The following is a 25,960-nucleotide window of genomic DNA, read 5'->3' on the forward strand; positions in this document are numbered from 1 at the left end:
TGAAGTGGGCCGCGCCGGGACGGCTGCGAAGCCGTCCCGGCGGGATGTTCAGGCGTGTTTGGCGCCCTGCGTCCTACTTCTTTTCGCTGTCCAGGAAGCTCTGGAAAGCAGTCTGGGCGTCGTTGGCCGCGGCGGCGGGGTCCGCACCGGTGATGGTGGCAACAATCGGCCCGCCCACGATTTCCCGTGCCTTGCCTACCGTGACGACCTCGGGGCGGTCGTGGCCCACACCGGTCTTGGCGCTGGCGGAAATCGCGTCGGCCAGGTCCTTCGGGTAGGTGGATGTTCCGTCAGGGTTGGCCCAGACGGACGCGCGGGGGCCGGGGACGCCGGCCTTCTGGGCTTCCAGCGTGCGTTCCTTGCTGGTGGCCCACTGTATGAACTTCCAGGCGTTCTCCTGGTTGCTGGAGTTCTGGTTCACGCCAAGTGCCCAGGAGGGGATGTTGTACGGCTTGGAACCGGCTGGGCCTGCGGGCAGCGCGGCGAATCCAACCTTGTCTGCCACCTTGGACTTGGCGGGATCAGTGGCGTTCTTGTAGAGCGAGTCGGCCTCGGTGTAGAAGGCTGCGCCGCCCTGGGTGAAGATAGCCATTGCCTCCGGCCAGCTCATGTCCGTGCTGACGTTGGCGGGGCCGTAGTTCTTGATCAGGCCGCCGTAGAAGGAGTAGGCCTTCTTGGCGGCATCGGTGTTGACGGACGCCTTGCCGCTGGAGTCGACGAAGTCGCCGCCGAAGCTGTAGAGGAAGCTGGAGAACTGGGTGACGGCGGCGGACTTGCCGGTGCGGGCCACGAAGCCTGCGGTGTCCGGGGAGGAAGCCTTGATGGCCTTGGCTGCCGCTTCCAGCTCATCCATGGTCTTGGGGACCTGGAGTCCTGCGGCCTGGAGCAGGTCCTTGCGGTAGTACAGCACCTCGCGTTCGGTGATGATCGGCACGCCAACCACCTTGCCGTCAACGGTGGTGGCCTTGACGGGGCCTTCCTGGTAGTCCTTCCAGTCCCAGTTGGAGTCCGACGAGACGTTCTTCGTCAGGTCCGCCAGGTAGCCGTTCTTGGCGAAGGCTTTGCCTTCCTGCAGCGGGCGGTACATCATCACGTCGATCTCATCGCTGCCTGCGTTGAGCTTGACGTTGTACTGGTCCGAGAGCTGGTCTTCGCCCAACTGGGTGAGCTCGACCTTCAGTCCGGTGGACTTTTCGAACTCCGGGATGGCGGCCTTGATGCCGTCAGTCCAGACGTGGTTGGCGAGGGTGACGCGGACGGTGCCGGACTGCTTGGCCTCGTCGCTGCCACCTCCGCCGCCGCTGCAGGCGGTCAGCCCCAGCGACATCGCCGCGGCCACGGCCGCGTACTTCACAATTGAACGCCGCTTCATTACGACTCCCTATGCTCAAGGCCACGGATAGACCGGGCCGGTTGCATGACGCCTCGTTACGTCTGCTCTGTTCAGCGAGCATAGACAAATAAGGCAGACATATACAAGACCTTGCCTTGCGCCCATATGATTTATTCATGACCATCCCAAAGGCGGCGTTGTCCCCCGACCTGCATTCATCGCTGGTCGAGAACCTGGGCCTGGCCATTGCCGCGGGAACACTCGCGCCGAATTCCATCCTGCGGCTGGACGAGCTGGAGGCGCAGCACAAGGTGTCCCGCTCCGTGATCCGGGAGGCCACCCGCGTCCTGTCCTCCATGGGAATGCTCGAATCCCGGCGCCGCCTCGGCACGGTGGTCCAGCCGGAGGCCAGCTGGAACCTTTACGATCCCCAGGTGATCCGCTGGCGGCTGGCATCGGCCAAGCGGCTGGAGCAGCTGCGGGCCCTGAATGAATTGCGCGGCGCCATTGAGCCGCAGGCCGCGCGCCTGGCAGCGGAACGCGCTTCCTTGGACGCCGCCAGCGACTTGGTGTCCATGGCTGCGAGGCTGTGGGCTGCCGGGCAGCGGGGGGACCAGGGCGAGTTCCTGCGCCTGGACATAGAGTTTCACGCCGCCGTCCTCAATTCCTCCGGCAACCTGATGTTTTCGCAGCTTCACAACCTGGTGGCTGAAGTGCTGGCCGGGCGGACCCAGCACGGCCTAATGCCGCATCTTCCGGACCACGAAGCGCTGCAGTTGCATGTGGACGTGGCGAGCGCCATTCAACACCGCGATGCAGGTGCCGCGCACGCCGCCATGAGCAGGATCGTGGAGCAGTCCACCGAAGAGATGGGTGATATCTGGTCCAGCAGCCACGCGGGCGGAGAGACTCCCGGAAACCCCTGACGCCCCGGCGCAGTCCGGCGCCAGAGCTGCCTATCCCGGCCGCGCCGGGGCGGGACGAGTGAACGTGCGGGCAGCCCGTGAACCTGCCGCGGCGCTTGCCCCGATGGTGATAAGGGCGCCCAGGATCATGGCGGAAGCTTCTCCGGGCGCCAGCAGATCCAGTTGGGAGCCGATGGCGGCGGCGGCAACCGGCACGCCCAGCTGCGATGCCGAAAGCACTGCGAGCGGCAGCGGCTGGCCGAGCAGGCGCAGGCTTCCGTGGACCAGAAGGGTCCCCGCTCCAAGGCAAATCCCGAGGAGCACCATGCCTGGAGTGGTGGCGAGCGCGCGCAGGTTGAGCGATGCACCCAGCCAGACGAAGAACACGGGCCCGAGGAAACCGTCGCTGACCGCGAACAGCTGGTGCGCCAGCCGCCGGGGTTCACCCACTGCCGCCACCACCAGCCCAAACGAGAATCCCGCGAGCATCACGGACACGTGGCCTGCGACGGCAAGCCCGGAAAGCGCGAAGAGCAAGGCAAGCTGGACCCGCAGTTCCAGGGCGAACTTCCGTTCCTCGGACACGTCATGCACCCGCCCGCGGGTGCCGCTGAGCTCCAGCCACCGGAGAACGAAGAACAACACCACGGAAGATGCCGCGACGGCGGCCGCACCGAGTGCAGCCTTCGGGGCATTGGGCGGGTCGACGGCGAGGGGGAGCGCCACAATGCAGGCGATATCCGCCACCGCCACCTGCGCCGTCGTCGTGAGGACCTTGGGCCCCGCCAGCCTCAGGGAATCAATGATCGGCAGGACAAGGGCCGCCGACGACGACGCGAGCAGGACGATGTAGAGCGGAGCGTGCCCGGTGCCGAAGGCGAACGCAATGGCGCTTCCGACGGCGGCCGCGAGCGCCGCGGCGATCGCGGCCCGCAGCGCACCGCCGCCCAGGGCTGGGCGGATGGCCCGGTCCCGCACCGGCACATGCGTTCCGGCTACGAACATGATGAGGGCGAATCCGACGTCGGCAACGAACGTGAAGGTCGGATCGGAGGAATCCACCAGTCCCAGGCCGGTGCGTCCGATGGCGATGCCGGCGAGCAGTTGCCCGAGCACCATGGGCAGATGCCAATTCCGGGGGAACGCCAGCAAGGGCCCAAGAAGCGCGACAGTGGCGATCAGCGAAAGCTGGAAGAACGACACCTGCCTCCTTTTGCCGCCGCGCCCGGACCAATGCCCCGCCGCAGGCACAGGCAACCGGTCAACGCCGGGACGGATAGTGGGCCCACAGTACTCACGCCCATGCACGGGGTCAACGGCGCCTGCGCTGAAGTCCCACGGTGGCACGGTGGTGACGACTGCAAGTTCGATGTCACCCAGGAACAGTTACTTCCCCTGAGCGCTCAAGCCCGCGACGACGACACGCGGGGTAATCCTGACGGCGCCGCCGTCCTCGATCCGCTGGAAAGTGTGCTCAGTATTCGCCCTTGATCACGAAGTAGGAGCCGCGGATGGTGCCGGCGAGCTTGGACTTCTGCCGGGCGAACTTGAAGCTGGAAGCCAATTCCTCCGGGACCTCCATACCGTCCGAGAGTTTGAAGCCCACCGCCCGTTTGCCACCCTCCTCAATGCCGTACATGACGTTGATGGACAGCCCGGACTCGTAAAACACGTAGGCCATGCGCAGCCCAGCCACCTCAAAGGAGGACACCTCAAGGGGCTTGGACTTGATGACCAGGTCCCGCTCCGATTTGAGGATCTTGTTTACGTAGTCGAGCGTTTCCGGGGCATCCCGCGCCGGCGTGGTGGTGAACTCGTGGTCGTACTTGTTCTTGTAGTAGCGCGCCTCGTTGGCGCGCAGCCCGGCCAGCGCGTCGGCAACTGGTGATGATTCCAGACCAACGGTTGAGACGTCCTTAAAATCCACGGTGTATGGCATGAGTCCTCCTGGGAATGATGTTTTGGACATCCTTGCAGATCCGAGCCCCCTGCCGCACCGGGCGGGGCGCTACTTCATCAGCCCGCCCGACACACTAGGAACAGGCGGCGGCTTTCATTCACGGGAATGATCCGGAGGGATCCGTGCCGCGCTTGGTCCTGTGGGGTTTGGGCGAGTGGAGTTTGGTGGAACTACGTTGTCCGGCCCTTGGAAGAAGCCGACCTGGGGGGGCGCTTTGGCGAGAGGTTCCAGCAGTACCGTGAGGCGGTATGCTGCTGCATCCCCCCGGTCTGCGGAGCCTGCCGCCTGCCCTAATCCGTGCCCGGTTCGCGGATCACCAGCACCGGGCAGTGCGCGTGGTGGATGGTCTGGTGGGATACGGAGCCGAGCAGCATCCCGGTGAATCCCCCGTGGCCGCGTGAACCAACCGCCACAAGGTCGGCATTCCGGGAAGCGTCGATAAGCGCCGACGCCGGATTGCCCTCCACGACGCGTCCTGTAACGGTCACGCCCTGGTCCTTTATGCGTTCGAGCTCAGCCTCCAGGATGGCCTGGGCGTCCTTCTCGAAAATCTCGTAGTCCCACGCAGTGCCCATAGCATCGCTGACGTAAGGGAAGCTCCACGCCGTCACGGCCTGCACCTCGCCCTTGCGCAGCCTGGATTCTTCGATTGCCCAGTCCATCGCCGCCCGCGACTGGTCGGAACCGTCCACACCAACCACTATTTTGAAGCTTCCGTTACCGGACACGGGGGCCCCTTTTCCTGTCGTGAGGCTTCTGGCGGAACTAGCCCTGGCCTGTTGCGGTGCCCTGCGCCGGCACGGCCACGGTGGAATGCTCCGTTTTGGCTGCCTGGTGCGGGTTTCCCGCTTCCTTTGCACAGTGGAGGCAGCAGTAGATGCCTGCTTCGCTTTCAACAGGGTGGCCCAGGATTCGGCAGCCGCAGTGCTCACAGGCCGGAGCCATCATATGAATGGCGCATTCGAAGCTGTCGAACGTGCCGGTCTGGTTTCCCATACTGACGGTGAACATGCGGCCCTCGCTGCTGCCGCAGACATCACATGCGCCCATGACCCTTGCCTCCTGTGGTCCTCGCCTGTTCCAGACACTCAAGTTGACTGCTTGGGCGGGTGCAATGCCTAGGGGCAAAGGTCCCACGGCGCTGGATGTGGCGGAGGTAGCGTTCAGGCGAATCCATGTATCGCCGCCAGTTCGCCACGAGCTCCAGTTCCTCCCAGGGCCGGGGCCGTAACCCCCAAGGCCCCACGTCAAGGATCAAAACTCCGGGAAGGGCGGCCAGCAGCGGGAAGCGGGCGCACATCACCACTTGGGATTTTCCGTCTGCCAGCAAAAGTTTTGCCTCTTTTCCAATCCGCCGCACCGGCCGTACCGAATCGCAAATGTAGGAGTGCAATTCAAGGGCAGGACGGGATGATGGATGCCGTTGACCAGCAAGCACTGACCGGCGCTGTCATCAAGGAGCACCGGCTGGATCTGGCGCAGCTGTGGCTGGAGTTCGTTGGGCTGGGCGGGGACGCCTCGGAACAGCTCATCCGGGACTACTGCGCGGGCCAGGGAACCCTTGCACCGAAGGAGCGGGACGCCCTGGCGCAGGCGGTCAATGAACATTGCGCTGCCGAGGGCCTGCCGCTGCGGGCTCCGCTCAGCAGCTATTCCCTGTTCCTTCTGCAGCCGGAGCCGCATGATCCGGAGCGGAAGGGACCCTACTCGTCGAAGTAGGTAAAGGTCTCCCCGGCACCGGCAACGGACGCCACCACGGCGGCCGCAACATCACGAAGTTTCATGTTCCGGGTGCTTGATGCGTCCCGCAGCAGTTTGAAGGCAGCAGCCTGGCTGCAGCGGTTCTGCGCCATGATGGCCCCGGTGGCCAGGTCAATCACGGTGCGTGTTTGCATCGCCGCGCTCATGCCGTGCTTGGTCTCCTCCAGCTTCAGCATCCGCAGGGCAAGGGTCAGCCCTTTCGATGCCCGGCGCACGAAGGCCTCGGCAGCGTTGACACCGCTGCTGCCGGGCGCAACCGGCTGCGGGCAGTAGAACGTCAGCGCACCCTGCGCGTCACCCTCCAACACGGCGGGGATGCTTAACACCGAAAGGAATCCCTGGCCCCGGGCGGCGTCGACATACTCCGGCCAGCGGTCTTCCCGCCTCAGGTCAGCCAACAGAACGGTACTGTCAGTCCGCATGGCCGTATGCCCCGGACCGTGGCCCAGATTGAACTCCACCTGGTGCATCATCCTGGCACGTGGGTTGCTGCCCGCAGTTGCGGCAGCCTTCTTGGGCCGGAGTACGGTGATCCCACAGCAGCACTCCCGGCCCTGGCTCCCAAGCCTGGAGGAGGCATAAGCAGCGAGATCCTGGAGAAGTGCGTCAGCTTCGGGGTTGTGCAGGAACGACTCCTGGAGGCGCAGGGCAACGTCTGCAAAATCCTCATCGTTAGGGACGCCGCTGTCTAGCACGCGCCATACCTCCTGGACAGTAATCAAAAACCACGGAACTGTGGCCGCTCACTGCCAAACGGTGATGCCAGCCTACCTGCGCCCACGCCGTAACCTGTCAATCATGACGCACCTCTCCACCCCCTGCGGGTCCGTCCGCGGCAGCTCCCTGGAGACTGACGGGACCACCGTCCAAAGGTTCCTGGGCATCCCCTACGCCGGGCCGCCGTCGGGAGCCAATCGATTCCGGCCGCCAGTCCCGGCGTCGCCTTGGAGTGGCGTCCTTGACTGCACTGCCCCCGGCCCCGCGGCACCGCAGAACCCCGAAGATCCTGCGCCTCCGGGCACCAGGCCGCGCATCTGGAGCGAGGAGGGCTGCCTCAACCTGAACATCTGGACCCCCGCGGTCGACGGCCCCGGCCGGCCCGTGATGGTGTGGATCCATGGCGGCGCCTACCTTCTGGGCGCCAACAGTGACGGGATGTACGACGGCGCCCGGCTCGCCTCAGCGGCAGGCGTGGTGCTGGTGTCCATCAACTACCGCCTGGGCGCCCTGGGCTTCCTGCACCTGGCGGACCTGCTGGGCCCTGCGTACGGGGACTCGTCAAACCTTGCCCTGCTGGACCAGCTTGAGGCCCTCCGCTGGATCCGGCGGAACATCGGCACCTTCGGCGGCGACCCGGACAACGTGACTGTCTTCGGTGAGTCGGCAGGAGCGGCAGCGATCGGCACCCTGCTGGGCATGCCGGCGTCGGAAGGGCTCTTCCACCGGGCCATCATGCAAAGCGGAACGGCCGAACGGTACCGCCCGCCCGAAGATTCCGCCCGCATCACGACGCTGTTCCTTGAATTATGTGGCCTGGACGAATCGTCCGCGAAGGAACTGCTGACCCTCCCGGTGGAGCGGCTGCTCGAGGCCCAGGCCGCCCTGGAACGGCGCATCGCGGCGGAATCCTTCGCCGTCCCGCTGCCTTTCCAGCCGAAGGTGGGGACGCCATCACTGCCGCTGCCGCCGCTGGAATCTGTCCGCAACGGGGTCAACCGCGGCGTTGACCTGCTGATCGGGACCAACCTCAACGAGGGATCCTTCGCCGTGGAAATGCGGCCGTCCGCCGCCACGGATCCGGACTACCCTGACCGCGCCGCCGCGGTACTGGCAGGGGCGGGGATTGAGCCGGCGCAAGCCGCGGGCTACACGGCGGCGCTCACACAGGTGCTCTCCCGGGAGCCTACCGGCAAGGAACTCCTGGAGGCGGCCATCGCAGATTCCGTGTACCGCCAGCCCAGCAACAGCCTTCTGGCCGCACGCCACGCAACCGCCGCTGCTGCAGGGCAGGGGGGCGACGCACCCGGGAAGAACTTCGCCTACCTGTTTACGTGGCGGAGCCCTGCAATGGGAGGCAAGCTGGGCGCCTGCCACGCCCTGGACATACCCTTCGTCTTCCGGCACCTTGACGCGCCGGAGGCTGCCTTCCTTACCCGTGGCAAAGCGCCGCAGCCGCTCAGCGACGCCATGTGTGGAGCCTGGGCGTCCTTCGCGCGCACGGGAACGCCGGGCACGGCGGAGCTGGCCTGGCCCGAATACGGGCAGCGGCGCAACACCATGGTGCTCGACGCCGAACCCCGGCTTGAGGCCGACCCCCGGCAGGAGATCAGGGAGTTCTTTGAAGCGGTCAGGCTGCTGCCAGCGAGTTAAGGGTGTCCCGGATCCCGTTGAGCGCTGGATCCCGCAGGGAATTGAAGGCGGGCTTCAGGAGCGGCTGGATGATCTTCGCCGGCCCGTTGATGCTGAACTCGGCCGTGTACTTGACCACCGAGCCGGTGCCGTTGGGGCTGACGTCGATTGAATCAAAGGCCGTGACGGTCTTGTTCTCGCCGCGCAGCTTAATGTGGTTCTCCCTGAGCTCGATGACCTCGTAGACCAGGGTCTGGCGCTTTCCGCGGAACACGGACTCGGCGTGGTACTTGTGTCCCACGGCTACGGGCCCCGGGGTGATTTTGTCCATGACGGGGGTGTTGGGGTCCCACTTGCTGGTGTTCTCAAACTCACTCATGAAGGCAAAGGCCTTCTCCGCGGACAGGCTGGTTTCCACACTTCCGGTGACTGTGATCATCACCTCAGTGTAGGAGCACGGTGCAACTGGGCGGCGGCCATCTTGTAGCAGAGCTTTCCTTCGAGCGCCTGCGGCTTAATCCACACCTGGTACCCCTCAGCGGCGGTGAAGAGCTCCCGGTGGCCGGCGGCGTCGGCCGCCAGCCACAGGGCTGCGGGCTCCGGCATGGCATCATCCACCACGCCGGAGCGAACAACGGCAGAGTCCCGCCGGATCTCCACGGGGACGCCGATCAACCGGTTCCAGGCGTAGTGCGGGTAAGGCTGCATGGCGTTCCCTGCTTCCAGCTGGCAGTCAGGAGCTGTTAGTGGATGTGGCTGCCACCGTTGATGTCGATGGTGGTGCCGGTGAGGTAAGCCGAGTCCTCCGAGGACAGGAAGGTGATCACGGAGGCCACTTCTTCGGTGGTGGCGTTGCGGCCCAGCGGGATGCCGGCGTTGATGGCGGCCTCCTGTTCCTCGGTGCTGCCCACGCGGATGTTGGTATCCACCGCGCCGGGGGTGATGGCGTTGACGGTGACACCGGTGGCACCCAGTTCGCGGGCCAGGGCCTTGGTGAAGCCGAGGATGGCTGCCTTTGCCGCGGAGTAGGGAACCTTGCCGAAGACGCCGCCGCCGCGCTGGGCGGACACCGATGACATGTTCACGATCCGGCCCCATCCGTTCTCCAACATGTCCGGCAGGAATGCCTTGGTCACCAGGTAGGTGCCGGTGGCGTTGACGTCCATGATCTTGTGCCACAGCTCCAGGGTGGTTTCCAGGAACGGGAGGGGCGAGGTGATGCCGGCGATGTTGGCCAGGGCGCCGACGGGCGGGAGGTTGCCGGCGGCAACTTCTGTGGCAACGGCGGCCTGGGCGGCGGTGACGGAGGCTTCGTTGGCGACGTCGATCTCGTGGCCGAAGGCGGGGACGTTGAATTCGTTGCCGATCTCAGCTGCGACCTTGGCGGACTTCTCGCCGTCGAGGTCCAGGATGACGATGCCCCAGCCTTCGCGTGCGTAACGGCGGGCGGTGGTGACGCCGATGCCTCGCTCCGAGGTTGCTCCGGTGAGGACGGCGGTGCACTGGGTGGTGGTCATGGTGGTGCTCCTTGGTTTGTTTTGGTGAATCGATTGCTCCGTAGCTGCCGTTATGAGGGGCCATAACGGCAGCTACGGAGCAATCGATGGTTAGAGAAGGTCGGTGATGAAGCTTGCTGCCTTGGCGGCGGCGGCCGGGCGTTCGTCATTGGGGACGTCCCGGGTTTCCAGTTCGAGCGAGAAGTGGCCGGTGTAGCCGTCGGCGGCGAGCCGCTTCAGCCCGCCGGCGAAGTCCGCAGCCCCGTTGCCGATGCTGAGGTTGATATTTCCCGGCACGGCGTCGCGAAGGTGGACGTGGCTGATGCGGCCCTGATGCCGGTCCAGGTAGGACTGGAGGTCCCCGCCGGCCGCCACGATGTGGCTGAAGTCCATGACGATTCCGACGCCGGATCCGGCCAGGCGGTCCGCCAGCAGTCCTGCGCGCTCCAGGTTCCAGCAGAACCGGAGGAAGTGGAGGGATTCAGTCCAGAGTTCGACGCCGAATTCCGCCGCCCGCTGGCCGGCACCAATGAGTTGGGCGGCAATGAGGTCCAGGTCCTCATCGGGGCTCCGGACCGGCGTGTGGTCCAGCGCGCCGCACGGCAGGACGAGCGCCTTGGCCCCGACGTTGGAGGCAAGGGTGAGCAGGGCAGCAAGGTGACGCTCGCGCGCGGCCCGGCCCCCGCCGTCGAGCACCTTGTTCAGGTCCCCGATATCGCCGTTGACGGAGCGGACGCGCAGCCCGGAAGCGTTGACGTCAGTCGAAACTGCGGCGACGGCGGCAGCATCCAGGACGTACGGGACGTGGTCACATACGCCGGGCAGCGCCCCCAAGTCGATTTCTTCGAAGCCCAGCCCCTTCATGGTGCGCAGGGCGTTGCCCAGGTCCTGGTGCCGGAAGCTGATGGAAGAGCACCCGAGTCTGGAGTGGAACATCATTGATCCTTTTGGTCCGGGACGAACTTTAGTGATGGTGACCACAGTAGTTGCGTTAACTGTCAACAGTCAACTCTCAAAGTTGACTGTTGACATTGGAGCATGATGGAGGTCACACTGGGACGTACCATTTGTTAACAGTCGACAGCGGCACCTCCTACAGCCGCTTTTCGAAAGGGAACCACCATGAGCAAAGATGCTCTGACCATGCGCGGCCCGGTCCACGGCACCAAGGACGCCCGGCGAGTTGCCATCGGATCCGGCGTTGGGGCCGTCATCGAGACCTATGACTTCATCGGCTTCGGAACCGCTGCCGCACTGTATTTCGGCACTGCCTTCTTTCCCGGAAGCGATCCCGTCACGGGTACCCTCGCTTCCTTCGCCACCCTGGGCGTCGGCTTTGCAGCCCGCCCCCTCGGCGGGATCATCGGGGGCCACCTCGGCGACAAAGTGGGCCGCAAGCCCGTCCTGGTCGCCTCCCTCATCCTGATGGGCCTGGCCACCTTCGCCATTGGCCTGCTGCCCACCTATGCGGCAGTTGGGCTGCTGGCGCCCGCACTGCTGGTGTTTGTCCGTATTGTCCAGGGCCTTGCCTTCGGCGCGGAATGGGGCGGCGCCATCCTGATGAGCTATGAACACGCCCCGTGGAAGAACAAGGGCAAGTACACAGGCATCGTCCAGGCCGGCTTCCCCGTGGGCCTGCTGCTGGCCAACCTGACCTTCCTGTTCAGCGTCCAGCTGGGCAGCGAGCTCGCCTGGCGCATCCCGTTCCTTGCCAGCATCCTGCTGGTGATCGTGGGCCTGATCATCCGTTCCAAGGTCCCCGAATCCCCCGTCTTCGACGAGGTCAAGGACAGCGGCACCATCGTGAAATCACCCATCGCGGAGGTCATCAAGACCGACTGGCGCAACATCGTGAAGGGCATCGGCCTCCGCATTGCCGAGACCGCCGGCTACGCGGTGTCCATCACCTACATGATTTCGTATATCAACAGCCAGCACCTGGCGGACAAGAGCCAGACGCTGATCGCCCTGTCCATCGCTTCGGCCATTGGCATCTTCGCCACCCAGGCCTGGGCCGCGCTGACGGACCGCATCGGCCGCCGCCCCCTGTACATCTGGTCCACCGCGTTTGCAGCCCTGTTTGCCATCCCGATGTTCCTGCTGGTCAACACCGGCATGTTCATCTTCATCATCGTTACCATCGTCATCTCCTACGCGGTCTGCCAGAACTCCCTGGCAGGTGCCCAGGGCCCCTGGTTCCCCGAACTCTTCCAGGCCAAGACCCGCGCCTCCGGCGCCAGCCTGGCCTACCAGATCTCCGCCATGGTGTCCGGCTTCACCCCCTTCATCACCACCCTGCTGTTCGTCAGCTACGGCTGGATGGGCCCCGCGCTGCTCTTCGGCGCCTACGCCCTGATCGGGCTCTGGGCTGCCGTCGCCACCCGCGAAACCTGGGGAAAGCGCGAACGCGAACTGGCCGATGAAGCCACCAAAAGCACCCCCAACACCGTCAACGCCTGAATGACCACCACGCACGAAACGAACACGGAGCAAGTGATGCCTACAGATACCGTCCAGGACGCCGCCCCGCAGGGACAAACACTGCAGACCGCAGTGACCCCGGAGCGGGTGGACAAGATCAGCGCCGCCGCCTACCGGATCCGGCACCACGCCCTGAACATGGGCGAGGTCCAGGGCCAGGGCTACGTGGGCCAGGCCCTGGGCGCGGCGGACATGCTCGCCACCGTCTACGGTGACCAGCTTCGGTTCCGCGCCGAGGATCCCCACTGGGAAGCCCGCGACCGGTTCCTGCTCTCCACCGGCCACTACGCCATCGGCCACTACGCGGCCCTCGCCGAGGCCGGCATCGTCCCGGTTGAGGAGCTCGAGACCTACGGTTCGGACGATTCGCGGCTTCCGATGTCCGGGATGTCCACTTACACGCCGGGCATGGAAATCTCCGGCGGTTCCCTGGGGCACGGCCTGACCATCGCCGTCGGCATGGCCCTGGGGCTGCGCTACCAGGGCTCGTCCGCCCGGGTGTTCAACTTCCTCTCCGACGGTGAGCTGGACGAGGGCTCCACCTGGGAAGCGGCCATGGGTGCGCACCACCACCAGCTGGGCAACCTGACGGCCATGGTGGACATTAACGCCCTGCAGGCAGACGGCAAGACGGACACGGTCCTGCGCACCGAGCCGGTCACGGAGAAGTGGGAAGCGTTTGGCTGGTATACCCAGCGGGTGGACGGCAACGACGTCGGCGCGCTGCTGGCAGCGTTCGACAACGCAGCTGCCCAGGCCGCCGCCGTCGGACGCCCCTCAGTCATCCTGTGCGACACGAAGGTGGGCCGCGGCGTTCCGCTGCTGGAAAACCGCGAAAAGGCGCACTTCATGCGCATCGAAGAGAACGAATGGCAGATCTGCCGCGAGCAGCTAACCGCCGGTTACGAAGGAAAGGCTTCAGCATGAGCACCACCACCGAGGCCCCGGACACCGCAGCAGCGGCCAAGCCGAAGCTGAAGACGTCGGCGATGATTGCATCGTTTGCCGACCCCGGCCAGAAGACCTCCAACGCGCCGTTCGGGCACGCCCTGGTCAAGGCCGCGCAGGAGAACGACAAGATCGTTGGCCTGACCGCGGACCTGGGCAAGTACACGGACATGCACATCTTCGCCAAGGCCTTCCCGGAGCGGTTCTTCCAGATGGGCATGGCCGAGCAGCTGCTTTTCGGCGCCGCAGCCGGCCTGGCCGAGACCGGGCTGGTGCCGTTCGCGTCCACCTACTCAGTGTTCGCCGCCCGCCGCGCCTACGACTTCCTCTGCCTCGATGCCGCCGAACCGAACCTGAACGTCAACATCGTGGGCGGACTGCCCGGACTGACCACCGGGTACGGGCCCAGCCACCAGGCCACCGAGGACATGGCGATCTTCCGCGGCATGCCCAACCTGACCATCGTGGACCCCTGCGACTCGATAGATATCGAACAGGCTGTCCCGCAGCTGGCCGCCTCCGAAGGCCCCACCTACCTGCGGCTGCTGCGAGGCAACGTCCCCACGGTGCTGGATGAGTACGGCTACACGTTTGAGCTCGGCAAGGCCAAGGTCCTGCGCGGCGGCAACGACGTCGTGTTCATCTCCTCCGGCCTGATGACCATGCGCGCCCTCCAGGCAGCAAAGGCGCTGGAGGCACACAACGTGGACGTCGCCGTCGTGCATACTCCCACCATCAAGCCCTTCGACGCCGAAACAGTCCTCAAGGAAATCAATACGGACCGCCTGGCCGTCACCCTGGAAAACCACTCCGTGGTGGGCGGCCTGTTCGAAACCGTCGCGTCCGCCGTTGTGGCGGCCGGCGTGGGCAAGCGCGTGGTGCCCGTGGCGCTGCCCGACCAGTTCCTCGACGCCGGCGCCCTGCCCACCCTGCACGACCGCTACGGCCTGGCCGTGGACCGCATCGTGGCCAAAGTCCTCGCCGAACTCGGCTAAAGGCTCTTGGACATGCAGAAAGCACGGCACCGGTCCCGGCCGGTACCGTGCTTTCTGCCGTACTATCGAAACCAAAACCGACTGTAAACAGTCGACTTATGACATTGAGGACAAGCCATGGCCGGACTGACCGCCCCGCTGCTGGGACTGGAAAAGAAAAGCTTGCGCGAGCAGGCGCTCTCAGCGCTGAGGACCGCCATTACCAGCGGTGAGCTGGCGCCCGGACGGCACCTGGTGGAAACCGAACTGTCCGAGATGCTGCAGATCAGCCGCGGTACGCTGCGCGAAGCCCTCCGCCAACTGGAACAGGAGGGACTGCTTTCCGCGGGGCCCCGCGGCCGGCTCTCCGTCCGCCACCTGGACGAGAAGGAAATCCGCGACATTTTCGCAGTCAGGGCCGCCCTGGAATCGCTGGCCGCACGGACCCTGTGCGAACTTCCGGACCGGCAGCACGTCACCGAATCGCTGCACAGCGCCATCGACGCGATGAACGAAACCACCAAGGGAACCCTCAAGGAACGCATCGAATCGGATCTCGAATTCCACCGGACCCTCTGCCGGCTCACGGGCAATGAGACGCTCCTGCACTCCTGGGAATCGCTGGAGGGCTCCATCCGGATGTCCATTATGTTCGCGGGACTGGAGAAGGGGGTCAGCAACATGAGCGTGGACCGCCACCGGGAAATCGTTACCGCCATCGACACCGGGGACGCGGCGCTGGCCCGGAAAACCATCCTTGAACATATGGACACCGCTGCCGCCAACCTGGTGGCGTAGCTACCCTTTCCGGTGCTCGTTCGGGAATCCCAGCACGCTCCCGGCCGTTAACTTACCGAGCGGTAAATAACCGCGGCGTTAACGAGGGATGGTATGACCGCAAAGTTTGTGTCAGTTGAGGACGACGCCGGGAAGGTCACCCGGTACGCGCGCCACGACAACGGCGGCGGGCTCATTGCCCCGGGAGCCAGCGTTGCGGACAGCGCCCGCATCGGCCCCATGACCTATGTGGAACACGGCGCGCAGGTGGGCTCCGGCTGCAGGATCGGACACGGCACCTGGATCGACCGCGGGGCCACGATCGGTGACCGGACGGTAATTGGCGACGGCGTGCGCATTGGCCGGGGCACCGTTATCGGCAACCGCGTCCACATAGGCAGCCACTCGCGCATTGGCTCCAGCGTTCTCATCGAGCACGGCGTCCACCTGGACAGCGACAGCGCAGTACCCGACGGCAGCGAGGTTCTCGCCGGGGCGCACTCACGCCTTGCACCGGCCAGGCACAGGCCGCACCGGAAGGCGAAGGGCGGCCTGGCCGCCTGAGTTCGCCCCATGAGGCGCGCCCGGAAGCTTGAGGGTCAGCCGGCGGTACTCCCGCGGCTTTCTACCGCCGGTTACCGCACCCTTCGATTGACCAGCGATGCTCCGCCCCACACACCCAGCAGCAGCACAACCAGCAGCAGGCCGGCGTCGCCCAAGTCGATCGATGAAAGCCATGCCGTCACCGGATCATTCAGGCTGAAGGCGGCGTTGAGGAAACCGCCCAGCGTGATCACCGCGATGACCAGGGCCGAGACTGCCGAAATGCCGGTCACCAGCGCGTTGAAGCCAAGCCTCCGCCGGGGGTCGTCCAACGCCGAGCGGTACATCCGCATCATCGCCACACCGTTCAGGGAATCGCACAGCGTCATTGCGGCAGCGAAGGCAAGCGGCAGGGAAAGCAGGGCAAACGGCGGCACCCCGGCGAGCGAGGCCGCCGTCGTTACCATCAGCAGACCGATGGTGGTGGCAGTATCGAAACCCAACCCGAAGAGGAAGCCGATCACATAGATGTTCCGCGGCCGCCGCACCCTGGCGAGGGGCTTGGCGAGGAGCCGCGCCACCAGTCCCTGCGGTTCCAGGTCCCGGGCATCGATGGCGGCGCCGTTGCGCCCCCGGCGGTAGGCCCCTGCCGAGCGGGCGAAGGCGGAGCCGTTGAATAAGCCCATGGCCAGCAGGAACATCCCGGACACACCGCTGCCGATGAGGCCCAGCACCAGGTTTCCCGCAGTCCCCTCCTGCATCAGGCCGCCAACCATCGACGCACCGGCGATCACCAGCACGCCGGCCAGGGTCACTACGGAGCTGTGCCCCAGGCTGAAGGCGAAGCCCACACTCACCGGGTCCTGCCGCTGTGCCACGAACTTGCGGGTGGAGTTGTCGATCGCGGCAAGGTGGTCCCAGTCGTAGCTGTGCTTGACGCCCGCCAGGTAGGCGGTGAGGACAAGCCCCTCCGACAGTGTCACGCCGCGCCCGTTGACGGCCCCTGCAAGCAGGAGTACGACGGCGGCGGCATGCAGCGCGGCCACGGCACCGAAGGTGAACAGCGCCCGGGTCCGGAGCGGCAGCGTGTCCCGGTCCCGGTAGAGGGCGGCGATAGTGGCCATCAGTGCTTCCTTAGGTCCAGCGGGCCCTGCCCGTACCAGCGGCCGCGCAGGAAGTTTGTGCAGGACCTGAGCAGATGGTTCAGCTCATCCGTGCTGTTGGAGAGGCTTCGCAGCACCAGCCCAGTAGTCCCCCCGACAGTGCGGGTCAACGAGATGCCGGTCAGCGCGTGACAGCCGGCCGTGAGCCCATGCAGTTCGTCGGCGAGCGCCTGGTCCACCCGCGCATCCACCACCACGAGCGAGCCCAGGTGGCTGTAGCCCTCCATGAATCCGAGTCCGGTGACGTCGTGCAGCGGCGGCCGGATCAGCAGGTTGTCGAGAACCAGCAGTTCGGTGCCCGCCTCCGTTTCGACGTGAAGGTCGTTCCGCAACCGCACCTCCTCATACCGGAAGGCGGCTCCGTCGGGCGACCAGCCAGGCGTCACCACTTCGGCCATGACCAGGGACGACGACGGCCGCAGCGTCACGGAGGTCCGCTGCCGGTAGCTGGCCTCCCGGTAGGCGATGAGCTGGTCGGGCATGAGCTCCAGCCGCGCCCCCTCCCCCAGCCGCACAGTCATCCGCTGCTCGGCAAAAGACCCCGGCGTCCGGTACACCTTGGTAGCCGATTGGGTCGTCAGGAGAAGCGAAGCAAAGTCACTAACCTCCACATCAAGGACAAAGAGATCGGCTCCAAGATAAGCCCCGCCAGGATTGACGACGACATAGCAAACCTGCCCGGAATCATCGAGGTAATGAGGCCGCATAACCCTCAAAGCACCCCGATGGTACTGATGGGAGGCCACTGAGCGCTGACCACGATCGGCGACCACGAGCTCCAGCTCGCCCATGGGTGACGTGGGCACTGAGGCGGCGGAGCCGGAGGTAAGGGCCCGCGGCGTGGCGGGCCTCGCGGGGGGCCCACTGGCGCGAGGGCCCCGATCCGAGCTTGCGAGGATTGGGAGCGCCAGGGGACGGGCACGGCCCCTTACATTCGGTGAAGCCGCTGGTGGCGCTCCCGCCGTCGTACTCATGCGAGGTCAAGCATCAGGACGTCGTGGCGGATCCAATCGATGACCTGGTCGAGTCCTTCGTCAGTTTTGAGGTTGGTGAAGCAGAACGGCTTGTTGCCGCGGAACTCTTTCGAATCCCGCTCCATGACGGCGAGGTCCGCCCCGACGTGCGGTGCGAGGTCGGTTTTGTTGATGATGAAGAGGTCGGACTTGATCATGCCCTGGCCTGCTTTGCGGGGGATCTTCTCGCCTTGGGCCACGTCGATGATGTAAATGGAGAAGTCGACCAGTTCGGGGCTGAAGGTGGCGGAGAGGTTGTCGCCTCCGGACTCAACGAAGATGACTTGCAGGTCGGGGTGCCGGGCCTTGAGTTCTTCGATGGCGGCGGTGTTCATGGAGGTGTCTTCGCGGATGGCGGTGTGGGGGCAGCCGCCGGTTTCGACGCCGATGATCCGGTCCTCGGGCAGGATGCCGTTGGCGGCGAGGATTTTGGCGTCCTCGATGGTGTAGATGTCGTTGGTGATGGCGGCCATGGAAATATCCCCGCTCATGTGCCGGGTGAGCCGCTCCACGAGTTGGGTTTTGCCGGCGCCGACAGGCCCGCCGATGCCGATTTTGATGGGTTCAGTCATGGTGTTCCTCCTACTAGCTCATGAACATCCGGGCACGCTGGCGTTCGTGCCGCATTTGCGAGATTTCCAGTCCGGGGCTGACGGCGCCAAGGTCGTCCGGCGTAAGGTGCGCGATGTGTTCGATGGCGGCAGCGACGTCGTCGTGCGCCTTCCGCAGAACGCGCTGCCCGGCGTTCTGGCCGAGTGGGATGGCCCGCACAGCGTTCTGGGTGAGGGAGGTGACGGTGGCGAAAAGATAGGCGGCCAGCGCCTCCGGGAGCGGCACCCCCAGTGAGCGGGCGACGACGGCGAACGCCAGCGGCTGGTGCCCGGCTGCCCGGCCGGTGGTCACCAGGTCCCGGTACAGTTCCAGCGCAGGCGAGGGAAATACTTCACCCCCAATCTCCAAAAGACGTCCGCCCATCTTCACACTGGCCTCCCGGACCTGCCGAGGCAACAGAGAGGCAGACAAAAGAGAATCGAGCTCCCCCAGATCGCCACCCTCATACAAGAACCGGATAGCCAACCCATCAGCATAAGTAAGCGACTGGGAGACAAAAGCAGAAAGCCAGATTCCCAAGGACCCTTCATCAAATACGAGCGCCCGGTCGATGTACGTCTCAAACCCAAAAGAGTGAGCAAAGGCGCCAGTAGGAAGCGCAGAGTCAGTGAGCTGCTGTAAGGCAAGCTGGTAGCTCATAACCGCGCTCCCAAGGCGACGTACCCGCACAACTCGGCGGAGGCGGGTGATGGGGGCCGCGGCGTGGTGGGCACCGCGAAGCGGGCACGGCCCCTATCACCCGCCGAAGCCCCCGCGACTGGACCCGCCGCACCCAGGGTGACCCTAGTGGCTGTGTTCGGCATGGCGGAAAGGTACAGGCATGACGCGTTCCTGGCGGGTGTAGGGCACTCCTGCATGTTGGAGGTAGTCCTCGACGGTGTGGTCGTAGGCGCACACCATGACGTCGTCTTCGTACTCCGACGCCGCATCGAAGAACTGTGCCTGGAGGTGCCGGTTGCCGAGGGAGTGTGCGGTGACGCCCATTTCGTGGATGGTCCTTGGCGCGATGACCAGGACGTCGGTGGGCAGGACGGAGACCACGATCATGTTGGTTTCTTCCACGTGGAGGATGTCGCCGTCGCGGAGGTCGCCGGAACCGGAGGGAAGCCGGATGCCGATGTCCTTGCCGTGGTCCGTGGTGGCGCGCTGGATGCGTTTGACCAGTTGGGTGCTGGGCAGCACCACCTTCTCGCGGTGGAGGCCGGCGTAAGCGGCGAGGTCGGTTTCCGGCAGGTCGTGGAGATTGCCGAGGACTCGTTCGATGATCACGTGGTTTCTTTCAAGGGTCTGGAATTCGAGGGGCTAGAAGAGGAAGTAGCGCTGCGCCATGGGCAGCACGTCGGAGGGCTCGCAGGTGACGTCCTCGCCGTCGACAGTCACCTGGTACGTTTCCGGGTCCACCTGGATATCGGGGGTGGCGTCGTTGTACTTGAGGTCCGCCTTGCTGAGTTTGCGGATCCCGAAGACCGGCCGGATGACCTTCTCCAGCCCCAGTTCCTGAGGGACTCCGGCGTCGATCGCAGCTTTGGACAGGAAAGTGATGGAGGACTGTTGGACGGCCTTGCCGAAGGTGGCGAACATGGGCCGCATGGTTCGTGGCTGGGGGGTGGGGATGGATCCGTTGGAGTCACCCATGAGCGCGTAGGCGATCTGCCCGCCTTTGAGCACCAGTTCCGGTTTGACGCCGAAGAACGCCGGATCCCACAGCACCAGGTCCGCGAACTTGCCCACCTCCACGGACCCCACCGAGCCGGCAATGCCCTGCGCAATGGCCGGGTTGATGGTGTACTTGGCCACGTAGCGCTTGAGCCGGAAGTTGTCGCTGCCTGGCGAACCGTGGGCACCCGGGCCTGTCCCGCCGTCGGGTTCTTCCAAGACCCCGCGCTGCTTCTTCATCTTGTCCGCCACTTGCCAGGTGCGCGTGATTACCTCGCCCACCCGGCCCATGGCCTGGGAGTCGGAGGAGGTGATGGAGAAGATGCCCAAATCCTGCAGGACGTCCTCGGCGGCAATGGTTTCGGCCCTGATCCGGGAGTCGGCGAAGGCCACGTCCTCCGGAATGTCCGGGTTGAGGTGGTGGCACACCATCAGCATGTCCAGGTGCTCTTCGATGGTGTTGCGCGTGTACGGGAGGGTGGGGTTGGTGGAGGCGGGCAGGACGTTGGGCATGCCGGCGATCTTGATGATGTCCGGGGCATGTCCGCCGCCGGCGCCTTCGGTGTGGAAAGTGTGGATGACGCGGCCGGCGATGGCGCGGATGGTGTCCTCCACGAAGCCGCACTCGTTCAGGGTGTCGGTGTGGATGGCCACCTGGACGTCATACTCGTCGGCGACCCTCAGTGACGTGTCGATCGAGGAGGTAGTGGCGCCCCAGTCCTCATGGACTTTCAGCCCGATGGCACCGGCGCGGATCTGCTCGGCGAGGGGTTCGACGGCGGACGCGTGGCCTTTGCCGAACAGGCCGATGTTCATGGGGAATGCCTCGGCCGCCTGCAGCATCCGCTGGATGTGCCATTTTCCGGGGGTCACGGTGGTGGCTTTGGTTCCTTCGGCGGGGCCGGTGCCGCCGCCAATCATCGTGGTCACCCCGCTGGCCAGCGCCGTGGGGATCTGGTCCGGGGAGATGAAGTGGATGTGGGTGTCGATGCCGCCGGCGGTGAGGATTTTCCGCTCGCCCGCGATGATCTCGGTGCCGGCGCCGATCACGATGTCTACGCCGTCGGTGATCTGCGGGTTGCCGGCCTTGCCGATCCGGAAGATGTGCCCGTCCTTCAGCGCCACGTCCGCCTTGTAGATGCCGGTGTAGTCCAGGATGACGGCATTGGTTATCACGGTGTCCGGAATGTCTTCCTCCCTGACGGCCTGGCCGTTCTGCCCCATGCCGTCGCGGATTACCTTGCCGCCGCCGAACACGACTTCCTCGCCGTACACCGTAAGGTCTCCCTCGATCTCGAGGAACAGTTCGGTGTCGGCCAGGCGGATTTTGTCCCCGGTGGTCGGTCCGTAAAGGTCGGCGTATTGCCGGCGGGGTATCTCGAAGCTCACTTGCCGTCCCCTTCCGCTGCGGCGCCGGGGTGCGCCGGGCCCGTAAGGCGGGCGCCGCCGTCGAGTTTTCCATTGACTGCATTGCTGAGCCCGTACACCTCGCGGGTCCCGGCCAGCTCAATGAGCCTCACGCTCCGCGAATCCCCCGGCTCAAACCGGGCCGCGGTTCCTGCCGGGATGTCCAGGCGCCGGCCGTAAGCCGCCTCCCGGTCGAAGTCCAGCGCCGCGTTGGCTTCGGCGAAGTGGAAGTGCGAGCCCACCTGCACGGGCCGGTCGCCGGTGTTGGTTACGGCAACCTCGATTGCCTCCCTGCCGGCATTCGCGGTCACGGGCTCGGGCCGGAGGACGTATTCGCCTGGGATCATTGCGCCGCTCCTTAACGGATGGGGTTGTGGACGGTGACCAGCTTGGTGCCGTCCGGGAACGTGGCTTCGATCTGCACGTCGTGGATCATCTCCGGTACGCCTTCCATGACATCTTCGCGGCTCAACAGCGTGGTCCCGTAGCTCATGAGGTCGGCCACGGTCCTGCCGTCGCGGGCGCCCTCGATCAGTTCGTAGCTGATGATGGCCACGGCCTCGGGGTAGTTGAGCTTGAGGCCGCGGGACTGCCTTCGGCGGGCGAGGTCGGCGGCCACCACGATCAGGAGCTTTTCCTGCTCACGCGGCATCAGATGCATAGGGGTTCCCTTCGACGGCCTGGGGCGTGCTGCCAGCGTAAGCGGGTCACGTTTCCGCCAGGTTTCAGGACTGTCAGTGACGGCTGCGCAACAGGCTAGTTTTCGCCGCTGAGCCGGGCGAGGATCTCTTCGCTGGACTGGATCGGCTGGCGGTAGGAGGCGGAAAGGATGCGAAGCATGTCGGCAGCATCCTGGTCGGCTTCCGAAGCCATCGCGTCCCTGGCATAGGTGACCCGGATGTTGTGGGCGAACGCATCCGCGGCGGTCTGGGCAATGCAGTTGTGCGTTGAGACACCGGCAAGCACCACCTCGTCAGCCTCCCAGTTGCGAAGCCGGGCCAGCAGGTTGGTTCCCACGAAGGCGCTGTCCCTCGTCTTGTTCAACTGGGGCAGGTCCTCCTTGATGAGGCCGGGCACCGACTGGGCCTGCTGGCTGCCGCGGAAGATGAAGCCCTGGTCGTCGTCGAGCATGCTGAGGGTCCAGGTGGACTTGTCCCGCTCGTGTTCGGTGCCTACCAGAAGGGCCGCGTGCCCGGCGGCCTTGAACCCTTCCAGGAGCCGGTTGCACTCGTTGACCACCCGCTCCTGCTGGGCTGCCAGTTCGGGCGTTTCGAAGAATGCGTTCTGCATGTCGATGACCAGGAGGGCGATCATGGGGGCACCTTTCCTCGTTGAGCCGGTGCGGAAAAGTTACCCGTCTGGAGGGCACCGAAACCTCAGGGCGCGGATTCCCTGACCTTCAACTCGAACCCTGCTTCCACGTGCACACCCTGCTCCGACGGCTCGCGGCCGGCGATCCGGTCCAGCAACAGGTTGATGGACCGCTCCGCGATCTCGTCCATGCCCGGTGAGACCGTGCTCAGGGAAGGGGACGCGAACCGGGCCTCGTCGATGTCGTCGAACCCGGCCACCGCCACGTCCTGCGGCACTTTGACGCCACGGATCAACAGTTCGTGCATGGCCCCTAGCGCCAGTACGTCATTCAGCCCGAAGACGGCGTCGAACTCCACGCCGGTTTCCATAAGGCCGGCGACGGCGGCTGCACCCGCGTCGCGGCGCCATTCCGCGGGTGCGACGAGCGCGGGGTCGAAGGGGATGCCCGCCGCTGCCAGCGCCCCCCGGTACCCCTTCAGTCGCAGTCCCGCAGTCCCTGCAGATTCCCCAGTGTTCGCTCCCACCACGGCAATGCGGCGGCGGCCGCCGGCCAGCAGGTGCGTGGTAAGCGCAGCGGCGGCTTCCTCGTTCTTCATGGTCACCAGGTCGAAGCGGGGATCCATGATGTGCTCACCCAGCATCACCAGCGGCTTGGTGCCGGCGCGTGCGGCAATGGCATCCGCGTCAGCCACCAGCGGCGTGAACAGCAGTCCGTCGGTGAGCTGGCGGAAGGTCCCCTGGAGGGCGCCAAGTTCGGCGGACGCTTCGGCGTCGGACTGCTCCACCATCACCCGGTAGCCGTGGCGGGCAGCAGCCTTCATCAGCCGGGATGCCAGCTCCGCGTAGTACGGGGCGGAGAGGTCGGACAGGACCAGGCCCAGCATGGATGTCTTGCCGGACCGGAGGCTGCGGGCGGTGAGGTTGGCTTCGTAGCCCAGCTCCGCGATGGCATCCTGCACCCGTTGCTTTGTGGCGGGGCGGATGAATTCGTAGTCGTTCAGGACGTTCGAAACTGTCTTGAGGGAGACGCCTGCCGCCCTCGCGACGTCATTCATGGTGACTGCCATTAACGTTCTTTTCCTGCCTTTGCCGCCGCCTTGGCAGCCTGCTTGCTGGCCCGCACCCTGGCCAGGGATTCCGGGTCCACAATGTCAGCCACTGACAGGTAGGCGCCGTCCTCACCGTAGTGGCCTGCGGCTTCGCGCCAGCCGGGCGCGTTGAGGCCGCGCTGTTTGCCCAACAGGGCCAGGAAGATCTTCGCCTTCTGCTCCCCAAATCCGGGCAGCGCCTTGAGCCGGCGCAGCACCTCGGCGCCGTCCGGGGAGCCCTTGGTCCAGATGGCGGCGGTATCGCCGTCCCATTCATGCTGCACCGCCGCGGCGAGCGCCTGCACACGCCCGGCCATGGAACCCGGGAAGCGGTGGACGGCGGGCCGTTCCTTGAACATCTCCACGAACGCCGCTGGATCATGCGATGCAACGGCCTCGGGCTTCAGCGACCCGATCCGGGCCCGGATTTTTTCCGGCCCGGCGAAGGCGGATTCCATGGTCACCTGCTGGTCCAGCAGCATGCCGGTCAGGAGGGCAAAGTCGTCCTCGCTCAACAACTTGTCCGCGGCGGGATCGCCCGTGATGTGCAGTTCCATGCCGTCCATCCTCCCACCTGCGGGCCGCCGTCGTCATAAGCGCCCGCATGCCCTCCCTGCAAGCTGGGTCAGGACTCCACGGCGAGCCGGATCATGGACCAGGACACTGCCGGGAGCTCCGCGGTGAGCCGGCCGCCGTCCACCGTCACCGTGCCGTTATCCGACGGCAGGACCGAGGTGGAATCGTCAGCGCTGGCCTGCCAGTAAGGGTCCTTGTTGGCGTAGGTCAGCGCTTCCACAACGCGGACATCGCCCAGGGAGGCCACGGCAGCGTCCAGGGTGAGCGCCTGCCCGGCAGAGCGGTTCACGGCGAACACCACGGCCTCACCCTTGTGCGCGTCATACGTGGCGACGGCGGACAGGGCGGCGAAGTCGGCCGTCTTGCCGCCGCTGACCAGCGGGGATTCGACGGCGAGCTGCAGCACCGTGCCGGACGCGTGCCGGGAGGTCAGGGCGAAGGGGTGGAAAGTCGTCTGTTTCCAGGACCGCCCCCGGGGTTCGGTCATGATGGGCGCGATGACGTTGACCAGTTGGGCCAGGCTGGCCGAATGGACGCGGTCCGTGTTCCGGAGCAGCGTGACCAGGAGGTCACCCACCACCACGGCGTCCGCCACCGTGTATGTGTCCTCCAGCAGGACGGGGGCTACCGGCCAGTCCTTTCCGGTGGGCACCTTGGATTCGTCCCGGCTCATGTGCCAGACGTTCCACTCATCGAAGGAGATGTTCACCTGCTTGCTGGATTTCTTCACCGACTTCACGTGATCGATGTGGCTGACGATGTCGCGGATGAAGGCATCCATCTTGTGCCCGGCCGCCAAGTATTCCTGCAGGTCTCCGAAGTCCTCGAAGTACTGGTGCGCGGAGATCAGGTCCACCAGTTCGTAGGTTTCGGACAGCACTACCCGCTCCCACTCGCCAAAGGTGGGCATGGTGGGCCCGGAACTGCCGCAGGCCACGAGCTCCAGGTCCGGTTCGATCATGCGCATGCCGCGGGCGGTGTCCGCTGCCAGCCGGCCGTACTCCACCGCGTTCTTGTGGCCGATCTGCCAGGGGCCGTCCATTTCGTTGCCCAGGCACCACATCTTGATGCCGTAGCCGCTGCCCGCGCCGTTGGCACGGCGCTGCTCGGACAGTGCGGTCCCGCCGTCGATGTTGCAGTACTCCACCAGGTCCAGTGCTTCCTGGACGCCGCGGGTGCCCAGGTTCACCGCCATCATGGGCTCCACGCCGGCTTTGGCGGACCATTTGGCGAATTCGTCCACGCCCACCGCGTTGGGGTCGGTGGAGTGCCATGCCAGGTCCAGGCGGACGGGACGCTGGTCCACGGGGCCCACGCCGTCCTCCCAGCGGTAGCCGGAGACAAAGTTGCCGCCCGGATAGCGGACGGTGGACACGCCCAGCTCACGGGTCAGTTCCAGGACGTCCTTGCGGAAGCCGTCCTCATCGGCGTCGGGGTGTTCCGGTTCAAAGATGCCGGTGTACACGCACCGGCCAAGGTGCTCAACAAAGGCGCCAAACGTACGACGACGGACGGGCCCCACGGTGAACGACGGATCGACGGTGATTTTTGCTGCGGCGGGTTCTGGATGGGTCACGAAGGTATCCTCGAGCTAGTTTTTACAA

30 protein-coding genes are annotated in these 25,960 nt (G+C 65.5%); 8 read left to right on the forward strand and 22 right to left on the reverse strand.

From position 1 onward, the window contains the following. Nucleotides 1-73: 73 nt before the first annotated feature. Nucleotides 74-1,372, reverse strand: coding sequence for an ABC transporter substrate-binding protein (locus J7I84_RS16110; protein ID WP_214945546.1), 1,299 nt, complete (start codon nt 1,370-1,372; stop codon nt 74-76). Nucleotides 1,373-1,509: 137 nt separating this feature from the next. On the opposite strand from J7I84_RS16110, the gene J7I84_RS16115 reads away from it, so the two are divergent. Next, nucleotides 1,510-2,259 (forward strand): FadR/GntR family transcriptional regulator, encoded by a 750-nt coding sequence (locus J7I84_RS16115; protein ID WP_214945547.1) that lies wholly within the window; start codon nt 1,510-1,512, stop codon nt 2,257-2,259. A gap of 30 nt (nt 2,260-2,289) precedes the next feature. Here J7I84_RS16115 and J7I84_RS16120 read toward each other — a convergent pair whose 3' ends face one another. From J7I84_RS16120 to J7I84_RS16135, 4 genes are all read right to left on the reverse strand, one after another. After that, entirely contained in the window at nt 2,290-3,441 is a 1,152-nt protein-coding gene (locus J7I84_RS16120; protein ID WP_214945548.1) for a cation:proton antiporter, read from the reverse strand. Nucleotides 3,442-3,712: 271 nt separating this feature from the next. Then, complete coding sequence (locus J7I84_RS16125; RefSeq protein ID WP_214945549.1) at nt 3,713-4,177, reverse strand: phage tail protein; 465 nt, start codon at nt 4,175-4,177, stop codon at nt 3,713-3,715. Between the two features lie 311 nt (nt 4,178-4,488). Then, complete coding sequence (locus J7I84_RS16130) at nt 4,489-4,926, reverse strand: universal stress protein (RefSeq protein ID WP_214945550.1); 438 nt, start codon at nt 4,924-4,926, stop codon at nt 4,489-4,491. A 37-nt stretch (nt 4,927-4,963) separates the two neighbouring features. Next, the gene (locus J7I84_RS16135) at nt 4,964-5,248 is read right to left on the reverse strand and encodes a hypothetical protein (protein WP_214945551.1); all 285 of its coding nucleotides are present in this window, start codon (nt 5,246-5,248) and stop codon (nt 4,964-4,966) included. Nucleotides 5,249-5,611: 363 nt separating this feature from the next. On the opposite strand from J7I84_RS16135, the gene J7I84_RS16140 reads away from it, so the two are divergent. Continuing rightward, nucleotides 5,612-5,917, forward strand: coding sequence for a hypothetical protein (locus J7I84_RS16140; protein ID WP_214945552.1), 306 nt, complete (start codon nt 5,612-5,614; stop codon nt 5,915-5,917). Here the strand turns inward: J7I84_RS16140 and J7I84_RS16145 are convergent. Further along, on the reverse strand, nt 5,902-6,654 hold the full coding sequence (locus J7I84_RS16145) for a GAF and ANTAR domain-containing protein (RefSeq protein WP_214945553.1): 753 nt from the start codon (nt 6,652-6,654) through the stop codon (nt 5,902-5,904). The genes J7I84_RS16140 and J7I84_RS16145 overlap by 16 nt on opposite strands. Before the next feature lie 103 nt (nt 6,655-6,757). Here J7I84_RS16145 and J7I84_RS16150 point away from each other — a divergent pair, with 103 nt between their 5' ends. After that, the gene (locus J7I84_RS16150; protein WP_214945554.1) at nt 6,758-8,329 is read left to right on the forward strand and encodes a carboxylesterase/lipase family protein; all 1,572 of its coding nucleotides are present in this window, start codon (nt 6,758-6,760) and stop codon (nt 8,327-8,329) included. Here J7I84_RS16150 and J7I84_RS16155 read toward each other — a convergent pair. The 4 genes from J7I84_RS16155 to J7I84_RS16170 all read right to left on the reverse strand — a co-directional run bounded on the left by J7I84_RS16155 (nt 8,307) and on the right by J7I84_RS16170 (nt 10,740). Beyond that, nucleotides 8,307-8,747 carry an SRPBCC family protein gene (locus J7I84_RS16155; protein WP_214945555.1) on the reverse strand — a complete coding sequence of 147 codons (441 nt, stop codon included), beginning with the start codon at nt 8,745-8,747 and terminating at the stop codon, nt 8,307-8,309. The two genes, J7I84_RS16150 and J7I84_RS16155, sit on opposite strands and share 23 nt — an antisense overlap. Further along, on the reverse strand, nt 8,747-9,016 hold the full coding sequence (locus J7I84_RS16160; RefSeq protein ID WP_214945556.1) for a hypothetical protein: 270 nt from the start codon (nt 9,014-9,016) through the stop codon (nt 8,747-8,749). Before J7I84_RS16160 ends, J7I84_RS16155 begins: the two co-directional genes overlap by 1 nt. A 35-nt stretch (nt 9,017-9,051) precedes the next feature. Next, nucleotides 9,052-9,825 carry an SDR family NAD(P)-dependent oxidoreductase gene (locus J7I84_RS16165; RefSeq protein ID WP_214945557.1) on the reverse strand — a complete coding sequence of 258 codons (774 nt, stop codon included), beginning with the start codon at nt 9,823-9,825 and terminating at the stop codon, nt 9,052-9,054. Between the two features lie 90 nt (nt 9,826-9,915). Then, a complete protein-coding gene (locus J7I84_RS16170) occupies nt 9,916-10,740 on the reverse strand; it encodes a sugar phosphate isomerase/epimerase (RefSeq protein WP_214945558.1) in 825 nt (274 codons plus the stop codon). 186 nt (nt 10,741-10,926) lie between these two features. On the opposite strand from J7I84_RS16170, the gene J7I84_RS16175 reads away from it, so the two are divergent. The 5 genes from J7I84_RS16175 to J7I84_RS16195 all read left to right on the forward strand — a co-directional run bounded on the left by J7I84_RS16175 (nt 10,927) and on the right by J7I84_RS16195 (nt 15,548). Continuing rightward, nucleotides 10,927-12,264: an MFS transporter gene (locus tag J7I84_RS16175; RefSeq protein WP_214945559.1), complete on the forward strand. Its 1,338-nt coding sequence runs from the start codon at nt 10,927-10,929 to the stop codon at nt 12,262-12,264. A gap of 36 nt (nt 12,265-12,300) precedes the next feature. After that, nucleotides 12,301-13,212, forward strand: a complete 912-nt coding sequence (locus J7I84_RS16180) for a transketolase (RefSeq protein WP_214945560.1) — start codon at nt 12,301-12,303, stop codon at nt 13,210-13,212. Then, on the forward strand, nt 13,209-14,228 hold the full coding sequence (locus J7I84_RS16185) for a transketolase family protein (protein ID WP_214945561.1): 1,020 nt from the start codon (nt 13,209-13,211) through the stop codon (nt 14,226-14,228). The genes J7I84_RS16180 and J7I84_RS16185 overlap by 4 nt, the downstream gene beginning before the upstream one ends. Nucleotides 14,229-14,345: 117 nt before the next feature. Beyond that, nucleotides 14,346-15,005: a GntR family transcriptional regulator gene (locus tag J7I84_RS16190; RefSeq protein WP_214945562.1), complete on the forward strand. Its 660-nt coding sequence runs from the start codon at nt 14,346-14,348 to the stop codon at nt 15,003-15,005. A gap of 93 nt (nt 15,006-15,098) precedes the next feature. Next, complete coding sequence (locus J7I84_RS16195; protein ID WP_214945563.1) at nt 15,099-15,548, forward strand: transferase; 450 nt, start codon at nt 15,099-15,101, stop codon at nt 15,546-15,548. Between the two features lie 71 nt (nt 15,549-15,619). On the opposite strand, the gene J7I84_RS16200 is transcribed toward J7I84_RS16195, so the two are convergent. The 12 genes from J7I84_RS16200 to J7I84_RS16255 all read right to left on the reverse strand — a co-directional run bounded on the left by J7I84_RS16200 (nt 15,620) and on the right by J7I84_RS16255 (nt 25,932). Beyond that, entirely contained in the window at nt 15,620-16,651 is a 1,032-nt protein-coding gene (locus J7I84_RS16200; RefSeq protein WP_214945564.1) for a HoxN/HupN/NixA family nickel/cobalt transporter, read from the reverse strand. Then, nucleotides 16,651-17,481 (reverse strand): urease accessory protein UreD, encoded by an 831-nt coding sequence (locus tag J7I84_RS16205; protein ID WP_214945620.1) that lies wholly within the window; start codon nt 17,479-17,481, stop codon nt 16,651-16,653. Before J7I84_RS16205 ends, J7I84_RS16200 begins: the two co-directional genes overlap by 1 nt. 179 nt (nt 17,482-17,660) lie before the next feature. Next, nucleotides 17,661-18,275 carry an urease accessory protein UreG gene (gene ureG / locus J7I84_RS16210; RefSeq protein ID WP_214945565.1) on the reverse strand — a complete coding sequence of 205 codons (615 nt, stop codon included), beginning with the start codon at nt 18,273-18,275 and terminating at the stop codon, nt 17,661-17,663. Nucleotides 18,276-18,288: 13 nt separating this feature from the next. Next, entirely contained in the window at nt 18,289-18,954 is a 666-nt protein-coding gene (locus J7I84_RS16215) for an urease accessory protein UreF (protein ID WP_214945566.1), read from the reverse strand. A gap of 144 nt (nt 18,955-19,098) precedes the next feature. Next, nucleotides 19,099-19,584, reverse strand: coding sequence for an urease accessory protein UreE (ureE, locus tag J7I84_RS16220; protein WP_214945567.1), 486 nt, complete (start codon nt 19,582-19,584; stop codon nt 19,099-19,101). A gap of 33 nt (nt 19,585-19,617) precedes the next feature. Next, complete coding sequence (ureC, locus tag J7I84_RS16225) at nt 19,618-21,360, reverse strand: urease subunit alpha (protein ID WP_214945568.1); 1,743 nt, start codon at nt 21,358-21,360, stop codon at nt 19,618-19,620. Further along, nucleotides 21,357-21,725, reverse strand: a complete 369-nt coding sequence (locus J7I84_RS16230; protein WP_214945569.1) for an urease subunit beta — start codon at nt 21,723-21,725, stop codon at nt 21,357-21,359. Before J7I84_RS16230 ends, ureC begins: the two co-directional genes overlap by 4 nt. 11 nt (nt 21,726-21,736) lie before the next feature. After that, nucleotides 21,737-22,039: an urease subunit gamma gene (locus tag J7I84_RS16235; RefSeq protein ID WP_214945570.1), complete on the reverse strand. Its 303-nt coding sequence runs from the start codon at nt 22,037-22,039 to the stop codon at nt 21,737-21,739. A 95-nt stretch (nt 22,040-22,134) separates the two neighbouring features. After that, nucleotides 22,135-22,692: a cysteine hydrolase family protein gene (locus J7I84_RS16240; RefSeq protein ID WP_214945571.1), complete on the reverse strand. Its 558-nt coding sequence runs from the start codon at nt 22,690-22,692 to the stop codon at nt 22,135-22,137. A gap of 62 nt (nt 22,693-22,754) precedes the next feature. After that, nucleotides 22,755-23,759, reverse strand: a complete 1,005-nt coding sequence (locus J7I84_RS16245) for a LacI family DNA-binding transcriptional regulator (protein WP_214945572.1) — start codon at nt 23,757-23,759, stop codon at nt 22,755-22,757. After that, on the reverse strand, nt 23,759-24,346 hold the full coding sequence (locus J7I84_RS16250; RefSeq protein ID WP_214945573.1) for an HhH-GPD-type base excision DNA repair protein: 588 nt from the start codon (nt 24,344-24,346) through the stop codon (nt 23,759-23,761). The genes J7I84_RS16245 and J7I84_RS16250 overlap by 1 nt, the downstream gene beginning before the upstream one ends. A 59-nt stretch (nt 24,347-24,405) precedes the next feature. Next, nucleotides 24,406-25,932, reverse strand: a complete 1,527-nt coding sequence (locus J7I84_RS16255; protein WP_214945574.1) for an alpha-N-arabinofuranosidase — start codon at nt 25,930-25,932, stop codon at nt 24,406-24,408. Nucleotides 25,933-25,960 lie beyond the last annotated feature (28 nt).

Origin of the sequence: Arthrobacter sp. ISL-85 (genome assembly GCF_018613675.1) — a bacterium.
Taxonomy (GTDB): Bacteria; Actinomycetota; Actinomycetes; order Actinomycetales; family Micrococcaceae; genus Arthrobacter.

What these genes read in the sequence shown, in the direction of transcription:
- J7I84_RS16110 (WP_214945546.1), bottom strand. Translation starts at nt 1,372, where the DNA reads ATGAAGCGGCGTTCAATTGTGAAGTACGCGGCCGTGGCCGCGGCGATG.
- J7I84_RS16115 (WP_214945547.1), top strand. Translation starts at nt 1,510, where the DNA reads ATGACCATCCCAAAGGCGGCGTTGTCCCCCGACCTGCATTCATCGCTG.
- J7I84_RS16125 (WP_214945549.1), bottom strand. Translation starts at nt 4,177, where the DNA reads ATGCCATACACCGTGGATTTTAAGGACGTCTCAACCGTTGGTCTGGAA.
- J7I84_RS16135 (WP_214945551.1), bottom strand. Translation starts at nt 5,248, where the DNA reads ATGGGCGCATGTGATGTCTGCGGCAGCAGCGAGGGCCGCATGTTCACC.
- J7I84_RS16140 (WP_214945552.1), top strand. Translation starts at nt 5,612, where the DNA reads ATGGATGCCGTTGACCAGCAAGCACTGACCGGCGCTGTCATCAAGGAG.
- J7I84_RS16150 (WP_214945554.1), top strand. Translation starts at nt 6,758, where the DNA reads ATGACGCACCTCTCCACCCCCTGCGGGTCCGTCCGCGGCAGCTCCCTG.
- J7I84_RS16155 (WP_214945555.1), bottom strand. Translation starts at nt 8,747, where the DNA reads ATGATCACAGTCACCGGAAGTGTGGAAACCAGCCTGTCCGCGGAGAAG.
- J7I84_RS16160 (WP_214945556.1), bottom strand. Translation starts at nt 9,016, where the DNA reads ATGCAGCCTTACCCGCACTACGCCTGGAACCGGTTGATCGGCGTCCCC.
- J7I84_RS16165 (WP_214945557.1), bottom strand. Translation starts at nt 9,825, where the DNA reads ATGACCACCACCCAGTGCACCGCCGTCCTCACCGGAGCAACCTCGGAG.
- J7I84_RS16170 (WP_214945558.1), bottom strand. Translation starts at nt 10,740, where the DNA reads ATGTTCCACTCCAGACTCGGGTGCTCTTCCATCAGCTTCCGGCACCAG.
- J7I84_RS16175 (WP_214945559.1), top strand. Translation starts at nt 10,927, where the DNA reads ATGAGCAAAGATGCTCTGACCATGCGCGGCCCGGTCCACGGCACCAAG.
- J7I84_RS16180 (WP_214945560.1), top strand. Translation starts at nt 12,301, where the DNA reads ATGCCTACAGATACCGTCCAGGACGCCGCCCCGCAGGGACAAACACTG.
- J7I84_RS16185 (WP_214945561.1), top strand. Translation starts at nt 13,209, where the DNA reads ATGAGCACCACCACCGAGGCCCCGGACACCGCAGCAGCGGCCAAGCCG.
- J7I84_RS16190 (WP_214945562.1), top strand. Translation starts at nt 14,346, where the DNA reads ATGGCCGGACTGACCGCCCCGCTGCTGGGACTGGAAAAGAAAAGCTTG.
- J7I84_RS16195 (WP_214945563.1), top strand. Translation starts at nt 15,099, where the DNA reads ATGACCGCAAAGTTTGTGTCAGTTGAGGACGACGCCGGGAAGGTCACC.
- J7I84_RS16200 (WP_214945564.1), bottom strand. Translation starts at nt 16,651, where the DNA reads ATGGCCACTATCGCCGCCCTCTACCGGGACCGGGACACGCTGCCGCTC.
- J7I84_RS16205 (WP_214945620.1), bottom strand. Translation starts at nt 17,481, where the DNA reads ATGGGCGAGCTGGAGCTCGTGGTCGCCGATCGTGGTCAGCGCTCAGTG.
- ureG (WP_214945565.1), bottom strand. Translation starts at nt 18,275, where the DNA reads ATGACTGAACCCATCAAAATCGGCATCGGCGGGCCTGTCGGCGCCGGC.
- J7I84_RS16215 (WP_214945566.1), bottom strand. Translation starts at nt 18,954, where the DNA reads ATGAGCTACCAGCTTGCCTTACAGCAGCTCACTGACTCTGCGCTTCCT.
- J7I84_RS16230 (WP_214945569.1), bottom strand. Translation starts at nt 21,725, where the DNA reads ATGATCCCAGGCGAATACGTCCTCCGGCCCGAGCCCGTGACCGCGAAT.
- J7I84_RS16235 (WP_214945570.1), bottom strand. Translation starts at nt 22,039, where the DNA reads ATGCATCTGATGCCGCGTGAGCAGGAAAAGCTCCTGATCGTGGTGGCC.
- J7I84_RS16240 (WP_214945571.1), bottom strand. Translation starts at nt 22,692, where the DNA reads ATGATCGCCCTCCTGGTCATCGACATGCAGAACGCATTCTTCGAAACG.
- J7I84_RS16245 (WP_214945572.1), bottom strand. Translation starts at nt 23,759, where the DNA reads ATGGCAGTCACCATGAATGACGTCGCGAGGGCGGCAGGCGTCTCCCTC.
- J7I84_RS16250 (WP_214945573.1), bottom strand. Translation starts at nt 24,346, where the DNA reads ATGGACGGCATGGAACTGCACATCACGGGCGATCCCGCCGCGGACAAG.